Source organism: Streptomyces sp. AK010 (genome assembly GCF_014207295.1).
GTDB classification, from domain to species: domain Bacteria; phylum Actinomycetota; class Actinomycetes; order Streptomycetales; family Streptomycetaceae; genus Streptomyces; species Streptomyces massasporeus.
The window spans coordinates 87,070-102,039 of the sequence record NZ_JACHCX010000023.1 but is presented as its reverse complement, the minus strand read 5'-3'; the positions used below and the strand labels follow the sequence as shown (position 1 = coordinate 102,039).

At 69.7% G+C, this 14,970-nt stretch carries 14 protein-coding genes; 8 read left to right on the top strand and 6 right to left on the bottom strand.

Features of this window, described 5'->3' with window-relative positions; genetic code table 11:
• Window positions 1-149: 149 nt before the first annotated feature.
• The 3 genes from HDC93_RS32500 to HDC93_RS32490 form a co-directional block, all read right to left on the bottom strand.
• Complete coding sequence (locus HDC93_RS32500; protein WP_185014417.1) at window positions 150-929, bottom strand: HAD-IIA family hydrolase; 780 nt, start codon at window positions 927-929, stop codon at window positions 150-152.
• A 107-nt stretch (window positions 930-1,036) separates the two neighbouring features.
• Window positions 1,037-1,834, bottom strand: coding sequence for an LPXTG cell wall anchor domain-containing protein (locus HDC93_RS32495; protein ID WP_185014416.1), 798 nt, complete (start codon window positions 1,832-1,834; stop codon window positions 1,037-1,039).
• 713 nt (window positions 1,835-2,547) lie between these two features.
• Window positions 2,548-3,957, bottom strand: a complete 1,410-nt coding sequence (locus HDC93_RS32490; RefSeq protein ID WP_185014440.1) for an ROK family transcriptional regulator — start codon at window positions 3,955-3,957, stop codon at window positions 2,548-2,550.
• Window positions 3,958-4,052: 95 nt separating this feature from the next.
• On the opposite strand from HDC93_RS32490, the gene HDC93_RS32485 reads away from it, so the two are divergent.
• The 3 genes from HDC93_RS32485 to HDC93_RS32475 all read left to right on the top strand — a co-directional run bounded on the left by HDC93_RS32485 (window position 4,053) and on the right by HDC93_RS32475 (window position 6,624).
• Window positions 4,053-5,144, top strand: coding sequence for a Gfo/Idh/MocA family oxidoreductase (locus tag HDC93_RS32485; protein ID WP_185014415.1), 1,092 nt, complete (start codon window positions 4,053-4,055; stop codon window positions 5,142-5,144).
• A complete protein-coding gene (locus HDC93_RS32480; protein WP_185014414.1) occupies window positions 5,141-5,680 on the top strand; it encodes a heme-degrading domain-containing protein in 540 nt (179 codons plus the stop codon). Before HDC93_RS32485 ends, HDC93_RS32480 begins: the two co-directional genes overlap by 4 nt.
• Window positions 5,681-5,754: 74 nt before the next feature.
• Window positions 5,755-6,624: an LLM class F420-dependent oxidoreductase gene (locus HDC93_RS32475; RefSeq protein WP_185014413.1), complete on the top strand. Its 870-nt coding sequence runs from the start codon at window positions 5,755-5,757 to the stop codon at window positions 6,622-6,624.
• A gap of 94 nt (window positions 6,625-6,718) precedes the next feature.
• Here HDC93_RS32475 and HDC93_RS32470 read toward each other — a convergent pair whose 3' ends face one another.
• The 3 genes from HDC93_RS32470 to HDC93_RS32460 form a co-directional block, all read right to left on the bottom strand.
• Window positions 6,719-7,576 (bottom strand): fumarylacetoacetate hydrolase family protein, encoded by an 858-nt coding sequence (locus HDC93_RS32470; RefSeq protein ID WP_185014412.1) that lies wholly within the window; start codon window positions 7,574-7,576, stop codon window positions 6,719-6,721.
• A 171-nt stretch (window positions 7,577-7,747) separates the two neighbouring features.
• A complete protein-coding gene (locus HDC93_RS32465) occupies window positions 7,748-8,455 on the bottom strand; it encodes a YidC/Oxa1 family membrane protein insertase (protein WP_185014411.1) in 708 nt (235 codons plus the stop codon).
• A gap of 88 nt (window positions 8,456-8,543) precedes the next feature.
• Complete coding sequence (locus HDC93_RS32460) at window positions 8,544-8,855, bottom strand: DUF6412 domain-containing protein (RefSeq protein WP_185014410.1); 312 nt, start codon at window positions 8,853-8,855, stop codon at window positions 8,544-8,546.
• A 241-nt stretch (window positions 8,856-9,096) separates the two neighbouring features.
• Between HDC93_RS32460 and HDC93_RS32455 the strand changes: the two genes are divergently transcribed.
• The 5 genes from HDC93_RS32455 (at window position 9,097) to HDC93_RS32435 (ending at window position 14,946) form a co-directional block, all read left to right on the top strand.
• Window positions 9,097-10,572, top strand: coding sequence for a beta-1,6-galactanase (locus HDC93_RS32455; RefSeq protein WP_185014409.1), 1,476 nt, complete (start codon window positions 9,097-9,099; stop codon window positions 10,570-10,572).
• A 108-nt stretch (window positions 10,573-10,680) separates the two neighbouring features.
• Window positions 10,681-11,697, top strand: coding sequence for an SEC-C domain-containing protein (locus HDC93_RS32450; RefSeq protein ID WP_185014408.1), 1,017 nt, complete (start codon window positions 10,681-10,683; stop codon window positions 11,695-11,697).
• Between the two features lie 486 nt (window positions 11,698-12,183).
• Window positions 12,184-13,392, top strand: coding sequence for a DUF262 domain-containing protein (locus HDC93_RS32445; RefSeq protein ID WP_185014407.1), 1,209 nt, complete (start codon window positions 12,184-12,186; stop codon window positions 13,390-13,392).
• Window positions 13,373-13,864: a HEPN domain-containing protein gene (locus tag HDC93_RS32440; RefSeq protein ID WP_260419883.1), complete on the top strand. Its 492-nt coding sequence runs from the start codon at window positions 13,373-13,375 to the stop codon at window positions 13,862-13,864. Before HDC93_RS32445 ends, HDC93_RS32440 begins: the two co-directional genes overlap by 20 nt.
• Window positions 13,837-14,946: a NaeI family type II restriction endonuclease gene (locus HDC93_RS32435; protein ID WP_185014405.1), complete on the top strand. Its 1,110-nt coding sequence runs from the start codon at window positions 13,837-13,839 to the stop codon at window positions 14,944-14,946. Before HDC93_RS32440 ends, HDC93_RS32435 begins: the two co-directional genes overlap by 28 nt.
• Window positions 14,947-14,970: the final 24 nt, after the last annotated feature.

Below are 14,970 nucleotides of genomic sequence, written 5' to 3'. Positions count from 1 at the left end.
CGCCGCCCGGCGCCCGGACCGGGTCGACGCGGCCCGCCGCCCGGGGTTCAGACCGGGTCGACGAGGCCCGCCGCCCGGCGCCCGGACCCGGTCGACGCGGCCCGCCGCCCGGGGTTCAGACCGGGTCGACGCGGCCCGCCGCCCGGGGTTCAGACCCGGTCGACGAGGTCCGCGATCGAGTCCACGACCTGCGACGGCCGGTACGGGAAGCCCTCGACCTGTTCGGGCCGGGTCAGGCCGGTGAGCACCAGGAACGTCTGCATCCCGGCCTCCATGCCGGCCAGCACGTCGGTGTCCATGCGGTCGCCGATCATCGCGCTGGTCTCGGAGTGCGCCCCGATGGCGTTCAGCCCGGTCCGCATCATCAGGGGGTTCGGCTTGCCCGCGAAGTACGGCTTCTTGCCGGTCGCCTGGGTGATCAGCGCGGCCACCGCGCCGGTCGCGGGCAGCGGGCCCTCGGTGGAGGGGCCCGTCTCGTCGGGGTTGGTGCAGATGAACCGGGCGCCGCCGAGGATGAGCCGCACCGCCTTCGTCATGGCCGTGAAGGAGTACGTACGGGTCTCGCCGAGGACGACGTAGTCCGGCTCGTGGTCGGTCAGGATGTAGCCGATGTCGTGCAGCGCGGTGGTGAGCCCGGCCTCGCCGATGACGTACGCCGAGCCGCCCGGCCGCTGGTCGTCCAGGAACTGGGCGGTGGCCAGGGCCGAGGTCCAGATGGACTCGATCGGCACCTCCAGGCCCATGCGGCGCAGCCGGGCGTGCAGGTCGCGCGGGGTGTACATCGAGTTGTTGGTGAGGACCAGGAAGGGCTTCCCGGACTCGCGCAGCTTCTTCAGGAAGGCGTCGGCGCCGGGGATCGGCACGCCCTCGTGGATGAGCACACCGTCCATGTCGGTGAGCCACGACTCGATGGGCTTGCGGTCTGCCATGTGCTCGATCTCCTGCCGTACGCGGTCCTGCGTGCGACCCAGCCTAGACAGTGGCGGGATCTTGCGGAATGGCCCGTGTGCGGCGTCCCGACTGGCGGACGGCCTGCCTAGCGGCGGCGGCGTGCGACGAGCAGCACCCCGCCGCCGGTGAGCAGCAGGGCCGCGACCGCCGCGGCGACGTGGGTGCCGGTTCCGGTGCGGGCCAGTTCCTCCGCGAAGGGGAACCGGTCCTCGCGGGGCGGGACGGAGGCGCTGGGGTCGGGGCGGGGTTCCGTCCCCGTGTCGGTGCCGGTGTCGGTGTCGGTGTCGGTGTCGGTGTCGGCCCCCGCCTCATCGTCGTCGATCCCGAACCGGTAGTCGTTCGACTGCCCGACCCAGTCGCCGTCGTCGTCGTGCCGCTGCACCACCGCGGCGTTGGCCGTGACGTCGTTGGGCACGGCGTCCGAGGTGAGCGTGAGCCGTACCTTCACGGTGACGGTTCCGCCCGGCTCGACGGTGAACCCGGCGAACCGGTCCTCCTCGTCGGCGAACGCCCCGACGAGTTCGTCCTCGCCGGTCTTCTCGAACCGCACGGGGTGGGCCCGCTCGCCCTCGAAGAACTCGAGGCGCGGCTGGGAGGGTTCCAGGGCCCGCTTGTCGTCGATGAGCACGACGACGGGGTGGATCCCGGTGCAGGTCCGGTCGGTGGTGTTGGTCAGGTCGACGTACCAGGTCCCGAACCCGCCCCCGGCCGTGTAGGTGTCCGGCCCGCCGTGGATGCGGGTGGTGAGCGGGAAGGTGTGGTCGTCGGGCGCGGCACAGGAGGGCGCGGGGGCGTCCGCGTGCGCCGACGAAGCACTGGGGAGCAGGGCGGCGGCCGCCGCTGCCGCCGCCAGGCAGAGATGAGCGGGCGTCCAGAGTCGCATGATGATGTGACATTCCGAGCGGCGGCGTTCGCGAGACGACTCCGACGCGAACGGACCCCGAACGGCGGCGCGGATTCGCCCGGTCGGCGGACAGGGCCGGTCGACGGACAGGGTTTGGCAGTGGACAGGGTTCGGCGGCGAACGGGCCTGGCACCGGGCGGGGCCCGATCGGTGGACAGAGCCTGGCGCCGGACGCGGTCCGGTGGGCGGACAGGGCCGGTCGACGGACAGGGTTTGGCAGTGGAAAGGGTTCGGCGGCGAACGGGCCTGGCACCGGGCGGGGCCCGATCGGTGGACAGGGCCTGGCGACGGGTGGGGCCCGGTGGGCGGACAGGGCCCGGTCGGCGAACGAGGCTTGGCCACGGACGGGGCCCGATCGGTGGACACGGCCCGGCGACGGACGGGACCTGGCGCCGAGTGGGGCCCGGTGGGCGGACAGGGCCCCGCGCCGGACGGGAGCCGGTCGGCGGGCAGAGCCCGGCGGCGGCCCAGGCCTCAGCGGTGCCCCAGGGCCTTCGCGCGAGTGTGGGCCCATCCCGCGAGGACGACACCGACCGCGGTGAGGACCGCTTAGGTCACCAGCAGCGGCACGAAGCCACCGGGCGATCCGCCGACCCGAGCACGAGCCGAGCGCCCCCTACCGCCCCGCCCCGCCCCGCCCCGACGCAGCCATCACCCCCAGCACCTCCCGATCCGCCCCACCGCCCCGCACCTCACCCACCCCCACGCCCGAACACCGGCCCCAGCACCAGCTGCGCCGCCCCCACCGCCACGGCCCCGTCCCCGCCGGGCGCGACGCGCACCGACACCGCGTCCTGGCCCGTTCGCCGGGCCCGGGCCTCCAGGACCGCGCCGACCCCGGCCGTGAAGGCCTCCGGCGCCGCCGCCACCGTACGGCCGCCGAGCAGGACGACGTCGATGTCGAGCAAGCCCACGAGGTTCGCCGCCCCGGCTCCCAGCACCCGGGCCGCTTCGTCCAGGTCGCCGCGTGCCACCGCGGCGAGACACAGGGCCTCGACGCAGCCCCGGTCCCCGCAGGTACAGAGCGGGCCGTCGAGCTGGATGACCTGGTGGCCGAACTCCCCGGCCCCGGTCCTGGCTCCGCGGTGCACGCTGCCGCCGATGACCAGTCCGGCCCCCAGTCCCGTGCCCAGGTGCAGGTACGCGAAGGAGCCGCCCTCGCCCCCGGCGGCGAGGCCCAGCGCCGCCGCGTTGGTGTCCTTGTCGACGACGACCGGCACGCCGAGCCGCCCGGCCAGCGCCTCCCGCAGCGGGAAGCCGTCCCACCCGGGGAATCCGGTCACCCGGTGCAGCACACCCCGGACATGATCGAGCGGCCCGGGCAACGCGACGCCGACCCCGAGCAGGGATGGATCGAGCCCGGCCGGCCCCGGCAGCGAGACCCCTCCAAGCCCGGCCGGCCCCGGCAGCGAGCCTCCGTCCAACCCGGCAACTCCCGGGCGGGAGTTGCCGTCAAGCCCGGCCGGCCCCGGCAGCGAGACGCCTCCACGCCCGGCCGACTCCGGCCGCGAGTCCGCGTCAAACCCGGCCGCCCCCGGCCGCACGTCCCCTTCAAGTTCATGCCCAAGCCCAAGCCCAACCCCAGGCCGAAGCCCAGAGCCCCCCGCAATCACACCCGGCAGCACCCGCGCCACCGTCTCCCCCACCGCTCCCAACACGGCTTCCGCCCCCGCCCCCAGATCCAGCGCGGCCCGGCGCTCCCCCACCACGGCCCCCCGCAGATCCACGAGCACGACCCGCACCTCGTCCCGGTCCAGATGGACCCCGACCGCGTGCCCGGCCTCGGGCACCAGTCGCAGCACCGTGCGCGGCTTGCCCCCGGTGGACGCCCGGCGGCCGGCCTCCGCCACGAGGCCGTCCTCCCGCAGCCGGGCCGTGATCTTGCTGACGGCCTGCGGCGTGAGCCCGGTCCGCTCGGCGAGTTCGAGGCGGCTGATGCCCTCGTCCCCGGCCGTCCGCAGCAGGTCGAGCACCAGCGCGGCGTTGTGGCTGCGCAGGGCGAGCAGATTGACCCCGCCGCCCCCGACCCCTGCCCCGGTCGCCCCGGCCGCCCCTGTCACCCCGGCCGCGCCGGCCGCCCCCGCGCCTCCCGTCCCGCGCATGCCGCCCACTCCGCCCGTACGGTCGTCCGCCCTCTTCACACCCCCATTGTCCCCGGCGCTTGCACTTTGGCAACAGCGTTGCGAAAGTGGGTGGCATGACTGGCACACCCCTCGGCACAGCCTCCGGCTCGCCCCTCCGCGTCGGCCTCGTCGGCTACGGCCTCGCCGGCTCCGTCTTCCACGCCCCGCTGATCGCCGCCGCGGAGGGCCTCGCCCTCGACACGGTGGTCACCTCGAACCCGGAACGGCGGCAACAGGCCCGTGCCGAGTTCCCGGACGTCCGCCTCGCCGCCACGCCGGACGAGCTGTTCGACCGGGCCGCCGAGCTGGACCTGATCGTCGTGGCGTCCCCGAACAAGACGCACGTGCCGCTCGCGAGGACCGCGCTGGAGGCCGGCCTGCCGGTCGTCGTCGACAAGCCCGTCGCGGGCACGGCGGCCGAGGCCCGCGAGCTCGCCGCCCTCGCCGAGGAGCGCGAACTGCTCCTCTCCGTCTTCCAGAACCGCCGCTGGGACAACGACTTCCTCACCCTGCGCAAGCTGCTGAACGGGGGCGAGTTGGGCGACGTCTGGCGGTTCGAGTCCCGCTTCGAGCGGTGGCGCCCGAAGCCGAAGGGCGGCTGGCGGGAGTCCGGCGACCCCACAGAGATCGGAGGTCTGCTCTACGACCTCGGCAGCCATGTCGTCGACCAGGCCCTGGTCCTGTTCGGCCCGGCGGCCTCCGTGTACGCGGAGACGGACATCCGCCGCCCGGGCGCCGAGACCGACGACGACACCTTCATCGCGATCACCCACACCGGCGGCGTCCGCTCCCACCTCTACGTCTCCGCGACGACCGCCCAGCTCGGCCCCCGCTTCCGCGTCCTGGGCTCGACCGCCGGCTACGTGAAGTACGGCCTCGACCCGCAGGAGGCGGCGCTCCGGGACGGACTGCGCCCCGGCCCCGACTGGGGTGCGGAGCCCGAGTCGCTGTGGGGCCGCGTGGGCTCCGGCGAGTCCCCGGTGACCGGCGGCGGACGCGCCGAACCCACCCTCCCCGGCGACTACCCCGCTTACTATGCGGCCGTGGCGAAGGCCCTGCTGGAGGGCGCCCCGAACCCGGTGACAGCACGGGAGGCGGCCGCAGCCCTGGACGTACTGGAGGCCGCCCGTCGTTCGGCCCGCGAGAAGGTGACGGTGACCCTGTGACCCACAAGAGCAACCCCTCGCACAGCCAGGGGCTCACCCCGAAGTTCCACCCGGAGCTCACCCCGAGCCTGGAGGAGCTGGAGAAGCAGGAACGCCTGCTGGTGTTCCGCCAGTTCACGTACGACGACGCCTGGGCGCTCGGCTCGCTCCTGGTCGAGCTGGCCCGGGAGCGGCAGGCCCCGGTCGCCATCGACATCCACCGCGCCGGCCAGCAGCTCTTCCACGCGGCGCTGCCCGGCTCCACCCCGGACAACGACGCCTGGATCGCCCGCAAGCGCCGGGTCGTCGAGCGCTACGGCTCCGCCTCCTACCTGGTCGGCGCCCGCTTCCGCGCCAAGGGCAGCACCTTCGAGGAGTCCTCGCGCCTCGACCCCGACTCCTACGCGGCCCACGGCGGCTCCTTCCCGATCACCGTCGAGGGCGTGGGCGTGATCGGCGCGGTGACGGTGTCGGGACTGCCGCAGCTCCAGGACCACCGGCTCGTGGTCGAGGCGCTGGAGCGGTTCCAGGACCTTCAAAGCCCGCACCCGGAATGACCGGAGACTCCCCCCGGTTGGCACCCGCGTACGCGTGATCAAGCACGGCGCCCCAACCGGAGGGATCCCCACCGATGACCACCCCCCTGAAGGAGACCGTCGGCCGGTACGGCATCTGGAGCGTAGGCCTGCGCTCGGAGGACCCGGACCGGCGCGGCGAACTCACCGAGGCCGCCGCCGAACTGGAGGAACTCGGCTACGGCGCCGTCTGGCTGGGCGGCAACAGCTCCGCCGCCAACGCCGCCCCGCTGATCGAGGCGACCTCGAAGCTCACGGTCGGCACCAGCATCCAGAGCATCTGGCAGCACGAACCGGACGCCGCCGCCACGGCCTTCGCGGAGCTGGAGTCGGCCCACCCCGGCCGGTTCCTGCTGGGCCTCGGGGTGAGCCACGCCAAGCGGGTGGAGCAGTACGCCCGCCCCTACTCGGCGCTGGTGGAGCACCTCGACGGCCTGGACGCCGCCGGAGTGCCGGCGGACCGGCGCCTCCTGGCCGCCCTGGGCCCGAAGTCGCTCCGGCTGGCCCGCGACCGGACGGCGGGCTCGATCCCGTACCTGGTCACCCCGGAGCACACGGCGCAGGCCCGCGAGATCCTGGGCGAGGCGCCGCTGCTCGCCCCGGAGCTGGGCGTCGTCCCGGAGACGGACCCGGACCGCGCCCGCGCCCTGGCCCGCGAGTTCCTGGAGATCTACCTCCCCCTGCCGAACTACACCAACAACTTCCTGCGGCACGGCTTCACCGAGGACGATCTGAAGGACGGCGGCAGCGACCGCCTGGTCGACGCCCTGTTCGCCTGGGGCGACGACGCGGCGATCCGCACGAAGATCGACGCGTTCTTCGAGGCGGGCGCGGACCACGTGGCCCTTCAGGTGGTGAGCGACGAGCCGCGGGACGCCCTTCCCAGGAAGGCGTGGCGCGACCTGGCGGCTCTTCTGCTGGGCTGAGGTCCACGCCCCCCAAAGGGGCGCGGGGAACTGCGCGAACGACCACGACGCACCCGCGGCCGCCGACGTTCCGCAGTTCCCCACCCGTCACGCGTCACGCGTCTTTGAACTCCTGCCGCTGCCGCCCCAGCCCTTCGATCTCCAGCTCCACGACATCCCCGGCCCGGAGATACGGCTTGGGCTCAGGCTCCCCCATCGCCACCCCCGCCGGCGTCCCCGTATTGATCACATCGCCCGGATACAGCGTCATGACCTGACTGAGATACCGCACCACCTCGCCCACCGAGAAGATCTGCTCGGCCGTCGTCCCGTCCTGTTTCAGCTCCCCGTTGACCCAGAGCTTCAGGGACAGGTCCTGCGGGTCGGGTATCTCGTCCGCCGTCACGAGCCACGGACCCAGCGGGTTGAACGTCTCGCAGTTCTTGCCCTTGTCCCAGGTCCCGCCCCGCTCGATCTGGAACTCCCGCTCGGACACGTCGTGCGCCACCGCGTACCCGGCGACATGCGCGAGCCCCTCCTCCACGGACCCCAGGTACCGGGCCGTACGCCCGATGACGACGGCCAGCTCGACCTCCCAGTCGGTCTTGAGGGCCCGCCGCGGCACGAGGACGGTGTCGTTCGGCCCGACCACGGTGTCCGGGGCCTTCATGAAGACGACCGGCTCGGCGGGCGGCTCGGCGCCGGTCTCGCGCGCGTGGTCGTGGTAGTTCAGCCCGATGCAGACGATCTTGCCGATCCGCGCCAGCGGCGGCCCGACCCGTAGCCCGGCGGCGTCCAGGACGGGCAGGTCACCGGCGTCGGCGGCGGCCCGGACCCGGCCGAGCGCCTCCTCGTCGGCGAGCAGCGCGCCGTCGATGTCCGCGACGACACCCGACAGGTCCCGCAGGGTCCTCTCGGCGTCGAGCAGCGCGGGCCGCTCCGCCCCCGCCGTACCGACTCGCAGCAGCTTCATGATCAGTCTCCCTCGATCGCGGGCGCCCGGCCGATGCGTGCGACCCGGGTGCGGCGGGGCAGCCATCGGAGGACTGGTCGATCCTCCAAGCTGGGAGTGCACTCCGCAATACCCCGTTCACGTACTGGACCCCGGCCGACCCCGTTCACGTACTGGACCCCGGCCGCCCGGTCACCTGTACAGCACGGCCCGCTCGACGACACTCCACGTCGTGCTGGTCACGACGTACAGCGCGGCGGCCAGCGGCACGACGGCCACGGTCACGAGCGTGAAGAACGACATGAACGGCATCACCTTGGTCACCGCCCCCAGCCCGGGCAGCTGCTCCCCGCCGACCTGGGCGGCCGGGTTCGCGGCCGTCATGCGCTTGCCGAGCCGGTAGCTGAACGCGGCGACGCCTGCCACGACCACGAACAGCCCGGCGTAGACGAGTCCCGCACCGCTGAGGACACCGCCCTGGAGGGCGTCCGTCCACCTCTCCCCGAGCGGCGCCGCGAACAGCTGACGGTCGAGCAGCCCGTTGGCCTCGCCGCCGATCGTGTCGCTGGAGAACAGGTGGTAGAGGAGGAAGAACGCGGGAATCTGGAGCATCCCGGGCAGGCAGCCGGCCAGCGGCGACACCTTCTCCTCGGCGTGCAGCTCCAGCACGGCCTTCTGCAGCTTCTCGGGGTTCTTGCCGTGCTTCTTCCGCAGCTCGGCGATCTTCGGCTGGAGCGCGGTGCGGGCCTTCTGGCCGCGCGCGGCGGCCCGGGACAGGGGGTGGACGAGGAGTCGTACGAGCGCGGTGAACAGGACGATCGCCGCTGCGGCGGCCGAGGCGCCGAACAGCGGCTGGAGCAGGTCGGCGAGGTGCTCGACCAGATGGGCGAAGACGGACATGGGTGAGCCCTCCGGGGGTCTCGTCGTGCCGGAACAGGTCATGGCGGCATGACGACCCGCGCGGGGTCACCCAGGTGTGGATACGCCCCTACGCGACGGTCGCCCGGAGGGCGTGACCGGGTGCCCGGGGCCGGGTACGCCCCCGGGCGTCGGGATCGCGCTGGGGCAGGAAGGCCGTACGTCGGTCCCGGTCGCGGATGGCCGTACGCACCCGTGTGCGCGGCACGGTGGGCGCGCAGCGGGAGGCGACGACGGCGCAGAGCGCGAGGGCGGACGAGGCGGCGGCGGTCGCGGCGAGCGCGACGGTGGCGGTGAGGCTGCCGGTGTCGAGCAGCGCCACCTCGACGAGCAGGAAGAGCAGCGCGAGGGCGGGACGCAGAGTGACCCAGCTCCGGTTCACGGCTGCCCCTCCCCCCCCGTACGTGCGTATGCCCTGTCGTCCGTTATACAGGACCACCCTCGACACAGGGCCACCCCTTACACCCGGGCCCGCCACTTCGTACACGGGTTTGAGAAAGGTTCGTCAGAACTCTCGACAACCCACCCGCCACACCCGATGCTTCTCGTCACCAACCGCGGGGGCACCCGTGTGCGCCGGGCCGGGGACCGGCGTCCGCCCCCATCTCCCTTACGGAGGAGCCGTGATCCGACGCAGAAGTCTGCTGGCCGCAGCAGGCGGAACGTTCCTCGGCAGCGCCCTGACGACGGGCACCGCGCACGCGGACGCCACGATCGCCGTCAACCCGTCGACGACGTACGGCACCTGGGAGGGCTGGGGCACCTCCCTCGCCTGGTGGGCCAACGTCTTCGGCGCCCGGGACGACTTCGCCGACCTGTTCTTCACCACCAAGTCCGTCACGTACAACGGCCGCTCCCTGCCCGGCCTGGGCCTCAACATCGCCCGCTACAACCTCGGCGCGTGCAGCTCCAACAGCGTCGGCGGCGAGACGATGGTGAAATCGCCCAACATCCCGGCCTTCAAGCAGATCGAGGGCTTCTGGCAGGACTGGAACAACGAGGACCCCGCGTCCTCGGCGTGGAAGTGGACGGCGGACGCCAACCAGCGCGCGATGCTGGTGAAGGCCACGCAGCGCGGCGCGATCACCGAACTCTTCGCCAACTCCCCGATGTGGTGGATGTGTTCCAACCACAACCCCTCGGGCGCGTCGGGCGGCGGCAACAACCTCCAGACCTGGAACTACCGCCAGCACGCGAGCCACTTGGCGGCGACCGCCCTGTACGCGAAGAACAACTGGGGCGTGAACTTCGCGACGGTCGACCCCTTCAACGAGCCGGCCTCCACCTGGTGGACGGCGACCGGCACCCAGGAGGGCTGCCACATGGACCCGGCGGTCCAGGCGGCCGTACTCCCCTACATGCGCAGCGAGCTGGACAAGCGCGGCCTCACGGGCCTGCGCATCGCGGCCTCGGACGAGACGAACTACGACACGGCCCGCTCCACCTGGTCGTCCTTCAACTCCACCACCAAGGCACTGGTCTCCCAGGTCAACGTGCACGGCTACCAGGGCTCGGGCGGCCGCCGCGACGTCCTCTACACGGACGTGGTCACCACCTCCCGCAAGAAGCTGTGGAACTCCGAGACGGGCGACAGCGACGGCACGGGCCTGACGATGGCCTCGAACCTCTGCCTCGACTTCCGCTGGCTGCACCCCACGGCCTGGTGCTACTGGCAGGTCATGGACCCGTCGAGCGGCTGGGCGATGATCGCCTACGACGCCAACACCCTCCAGCCCACCACCGTCCAGACCAAGCACTATGTGATGGCCCAGTTCAGCCGCCACATCCGCCCCGGCATGACGATCCTGGACACGGGCGTGGACTACGCGGTGGCGGCGTACGACGCGACGGCCCGCCGCCTGGTGATCGTCGCGGTCAACACGTCCACGTCCGCCCAGACCCTCACCTTCGACCTCTCCCGCTTCTCGACCGTGACGGGCGGCTCGGGCGGCCTCGTCCCCCGCTGGAACACGGTCACGACGGGCGGCGGCGACCTCTACACGGCCCGCTCGGACATCCGCCTGTCCGGCAAGTCGGTGGCCGTCCCCTTCGCGGCGAAGTCGGTCCAAACCCTCCAAGTGGACGGCGTGACGCTGTAGGTGTGCGCGGAGCGTGAGAGAAGCCCGCGAGCCCCTCGGCGCCCTCGATATCGGGTCTGGCCTGCACATCTCTCACGCTCGTCACCTCCCGGCAGTACGGTGTCCCCCATGCGCCCCGACACGCCTGCCGAAAACGTCGACCACACCGCCGAGGCGGCACGCCTGGAGCGGACCGCCGGCCTGTACCCCGAGGACGCCGAGGCCCTGCTGCTGCGGGCGGCGGCCCATCTGGAACTCTCCGGCGACCGCCCCACCGCGACCACGCTCTACGACCGCCTGCTGTCCTCCCCCGACAGCCTGCGGAACCCCCACCTGGTACGGGCGCTCAAGGCCTCGAACCTCTGGGAGTACGGCCACGAGGCCGAGGCCCGCGCGATCATCGAGGGCGTCCGGGTGGCGTCCCCCACGGACCCGGCCCCCTGGGTGATCGTCGCGGAGTCCCTGGAGTCCCACGACGAACTGGAAGCGGCCCACGAGACGTTCACGGAGGCCGTGCACCGCCTCCTGACCGACGTCGAGGAGCCCCCCTACGCCACCCACCCCCTCCTCTTCGGCCGCCACCGGGTCCGCCGCATGCTCGGCAAGACCCACGACGAGTGGGACGCCCTGGCGGACACGGTCCACTCCCTCCCGATCACCCTGGACGAACTCCACGACCCCAAGCGCGTCTGGTCCCTGGGCTCGGAGAACCCCGCGGAACTGGAGGCGGAGATCCGCCGCCTCCGAGCGGAACTGGGCGCGTACCGGGAGGCCCTCTCCCGCCCCTTCCCCGTGGCGATCCTGCACTGGCCGGCGGGCGAGCTCACGGAACTCCTGGAGGCGTACCCGTCGCTGTCGACGGAGTACCCGACCCACGCCGACCACCTGGCCTCGATAGAGCAGTCCCTGCGCGAACTCGCCGCCTCCGGCACCCCGAACCTGGGCATCGTCCCCGGCACGGTCCCGTCCTACGAGGCGTTCGCGGCATCGGAACTCTCCTCCCCGACCGACCCGACCCTCCTCCCCCAGTACGCGACGACACTGGCGGCGAGGGGACGGGCGGTGGCTTGGCCGCCGCAGCGGGGGGCGGGTTGCTGGTGTGGGTCGGGGCAGGCGTACGGCCAGTGCCACGGCAGCACTGCCTGAGATCCGCCCGACACGGGGAACCGAAGCCACCGGCAGGGCGCCGCTGAACCGACCCGGCGTGCGCGGAACCGCTGACGCGCCCGTCACGCCGGGCACCTGCGCAGCACACGGCGGCGCTCCCCACCCTGGCCCCCTCTCCCCCGGGCCGCCCGCTCGCTTCTCTCCCGTGCTGGAGCGGCCCGGGTCAAGGGTGGCCCGCAGGGCCATCGGCGCCAGCCGACGCGGAACCCAGCGCAGCGGAGTGAAACGCCCTTGAGGCGGGGCGCGGAGGCACGACACTGGCCAGGAAGCGGGCGGCCTCGACAGCAGGCGTCACCACTACCGCCTGTCGAACGAGGCTGCCAGGCCGGGAGTGACGCGGCAGCCAACGCCAACCAGTGAGCGCTGACCGAAAGGGTGGCTGAAAAGAACCTCTAGCTGACACGCACGACACAGAGATTCGGACACCGAGCCCTCAACACCGGACGCGCATCCTAGAGTTGATCCATGAACAACGAGGCCTACAACACATCCGAGGAAGAGCCGGGCACTGAAGACCCTCTGGAGAGTCTGACACAGGAGGACTCTGGGGTCGTAGACCCTGAATCTGATGCCGTTGAATCAGCGCCGATTCACGCGGATGATGCTCTTCGCTACTTTGGTGCTGACTTCGATGTAGACGGACTGGTGAAGCGGCTAGATAATGGGACGTTCATAATCCCTACGTTCGAGCCACTCGCAGAAGACGACATCGCCGGCTTCGAGGGGTTCCAGCGGGGGCTGGTCTGGAAAAAGAAGCAGATGGACCGCTTCATCGAGTCCATCCTGCTGGGATACCCAGTACCTGGGATTTTCCTAGTCGAACTAACCGATCGTCGTTACCTTGTGCTTGACGGTCAGCAGCGGCTCACCACCCTGCAGGCCTTCAAGCATGGTAAGTACAGGTCAGCACGCGGAGTCAGCAACTTTTCACTTCGATACGTGGGCGACGATTACAAGAGAAGCACATACGCAAACCTCGAGTCGAAGTCGCAGCGTCTCTTCGATAACACGTTCATTCAAGCCACAATCATCGTACCGAAGGGCGCGGAAGGGAAACGGGGAGTTTACTCACTGTTCGAAAGGATCAACAGCGGAGGGACGAACCTTAAGCCGCAACAGATTCGCGTTGCACTATACGCTGGCGAGACCGTAAATTTCGTGCGCGACTTGAATCAGAATTCAAATTGGCGAAATCTATTCGGCTCACACAACCGCGACCTAAAGGATCACGAGTTGATCTTGCGCGCCATCTCACTAATGCCCACGGCGCGTGGATTCCAGGTATTTCGCCCACCCATGGCCGCGTTCCTCAATGATTATCTCGACGTGCATCAGGACCAACTTCCGCCTGACGCCGAGGACATTCGGAGCCTCTTCTTTCGCGCCGTGCAGCTACTCGATGAAGCGAGGGGACGTGACGCACTCAGGATCCGCGGAACGCAAGTGAATGCTGCCCATACTGATGCAGTGCTGGTCGGACTCATGACCGCACTCAAAACGAACCATGATCTGAGCGCCGAGCAAGTCGATTCCGCGCTTTCCAGGTTGCTCAGCAACGACAGGTATCAGTACGCGGTATCAGAAAGTACGTCGCACAGCGAGCAGGTGAGTGCACGGATCCGACTCGCCGCCAAAGCCTTCCAGGGGGGCTCGCTTGCCGACGAGCAAGAATAACGCACGAAGGCAAATCCTCGCCATGAAGTCAGACCTTGATGCGGCATATGGGAGATATCGACAAGGTCTGACTCAGCTGGAGATATCTCTACAGGAGGATCTCCACAAGTATATGTGCATACGCCTCTCAGGGTATCTCGAGCAATTAATGTTCGAAGCAATCAGCGGCTACATAGCAAACTCGACAGGAGGTGCCGCAAGGAATTTCAGCATGTCCTTCTTCAAGAGGGCTCCGAACCTCAACCCGGAGGCGTTTGAAAAGCTAATCGGGAGGTTTGGTAATCCGTGGGAGGAGGATATCTCTGACTTCCTGGACAAAGAGGAACGTCGCAACTCCCTAGGCAAACTCCTTGAGGTCAGGAACAAAGTCGCACACGGGCAAAGCTACCGTGGCGGCCAGATGAACGTCGCGACTTACAAGGAACTTGTGGATGCGATTCATTCATGGGTCGTCAACAGGATGGTCACCTGACCCAGCCCGACGAAGCACGCCAATCCGGAAATCGTCAGTCCGCGAGACAGGTACTTGAGTTGCTGCCATTTGAAATCAATAGAGACGTGAGAGCCGCCTCTTGGCTCACCAACCAGGCTCTCCTGGAGGAGGATCCCGACCTGGAGAGGATCGCTGAACACCTCCGTTCACTCGATCCGACCGGACAAAGATTCGCTACCGTACTTCGGGACACTATAGATCAATTACTCAACGGCGAGTCCACAGGCCGATACGCATGGAAGCAACTCTTCAAAACCGAGAAGACCCATGCGGGCACTCTTGTCGAGATCAATTTGCAAAGGGAGTTCAAGTTTGCTGACGGTGGCGACGTCGGCGATGAGGGTGAGCACCCCATGGACTACCGGATTCTCGGCATAGATGTTGACTGCAAGTTCTCGCAAGACTTCGGCGGCTGGATGATCCCACCCGAGGCGATGGGTTATCTGTGTCTCTTGGTCTGGGCAGACGACTACAAGAGCCGTTGGAGTGCTGGCCTTTTTCGAGTGCGTGAAGAGTTCCTCAACACGGGTGGAAATCGCGACAAAAAGCTTACGCTGAAGGCAGAGCATCGCAAGGACAAAGTCTTCTGGCTTTGGCGGGACGCGCCACTTCCAGAAAACGTGCTTCTACACCTTCCCGAATCCACCCGGAGTCAGATTCTTCTCGATGGGCCACGCCAAGGGCAAAAACGCGTCATTGAGCTGTTTCGTAGGGTGCAGAACCGCCCCATTGGGCGAGGTGCCGTGCGTACGGCAGCGCAGCAACTCGACTATATGGCGCGTCTCCGGGAAGGAAAGAACCGAGCACGAACTGTACTTCGCGAAGAGGGCATCGTGATTGTCGGCCCGTACGGCAAGCATCAGGCTATCGCTCGCCAGCTGGGAGCCGCGGTGCCGCGGAGGGGGGAGTTTGTAAGCTTCCGGCTAGCCGAAGCCGAGCCACGTCACGGCAACCGTCCCTCTGTCGAGTTGGAAGGTTGCCACTGGGTTCTGGCGACTCCGGACGACCCCCATGTGACAGCACCGCGGCTGCCTAAGGTGGCTGGCGAAGACGAGGGCTGATGGGTTAAGCAGCAAGCGGCGCGA

What these genes read in the sequence shown, in the direction of transcription:
- HDC93_RS32500 (WP_185014417.1), bottom strand. Translation starts at nt 929, where the DNA reads ATGGCAGACCGCAAGCCCATCGAGTCGTGGCTCACCGACATGGACGGT.
- HDC93_RS32495 (WP_185014416.1), bottom strand. Translation starts at nt 1,834, where the DNA reads ATGCGACTCTGGACGCCCGCTCATCTCTGCCTGGCGGCGGCAGCGGCG.
- HDC93_RS32490 (WP_185014440.1), bottom strand. Translation starts at nt 3,957, where the DNA reads ATGCGCGGGACGGGAGGCGCGGGGGCGGCCGGCGCGGCCGGGGTGACA.
- HDC93_RS32485 (WP_185014415.1), top strand. Translation starts at nt 4,053, where the DNA reads ATGACTGGCACACCCCTCGGCACAGCCTCCGGCTCGCCCCTCCGCGTC.
- HDC93_RS32475 (WP_185014413.1), top strand. Translation starts at nt 5,755, where the DNA reads ATGACCACCCCCCTGAAGGAGACCGTCGGCCGGTACGGCATCTGGAGC.
- HDC93_RS32470 (WP_185014412.1), bottom strand. Translation starts at nt 7,576, where the DNA reads ATGAAGCTGCTGCGAGTCGGTACGGCGGGGGCGGAGCGGCCCGCGCTG.
- HDC93_RS32465 (WP_185014411.1), bottom strand. Translation starts at nt 8,455, where the DNA reads ATGTCCGTCTTCGCCCATCTGGTCGAGCACCTCGCCGACCTGCTCCAG.
- HDC93_RS32450 (WP_185014408.1), top strand. Translation starts at nt 10,681, where the DNA reads ATGCGCCCCGACACGCCTGCCGAAAACGTCGACCACACCGCCGAGGCG.
- HDC93_RS32445 (WP_185014407.1), top strand. Translation starts at nt 12,184, where the DNA reads ATGAACAACGAGGCCTACAACACATCCGAGGAAGAGCCGGGCACTGAA.
- HDC93_RS32435 (WP_185014405.1), top strand. Translation starts at nt 13,837, where the DNA reads ATGGGTCGTCAACAGGATGGTCACCTGACCCAGCCCGACGAAGCACGC.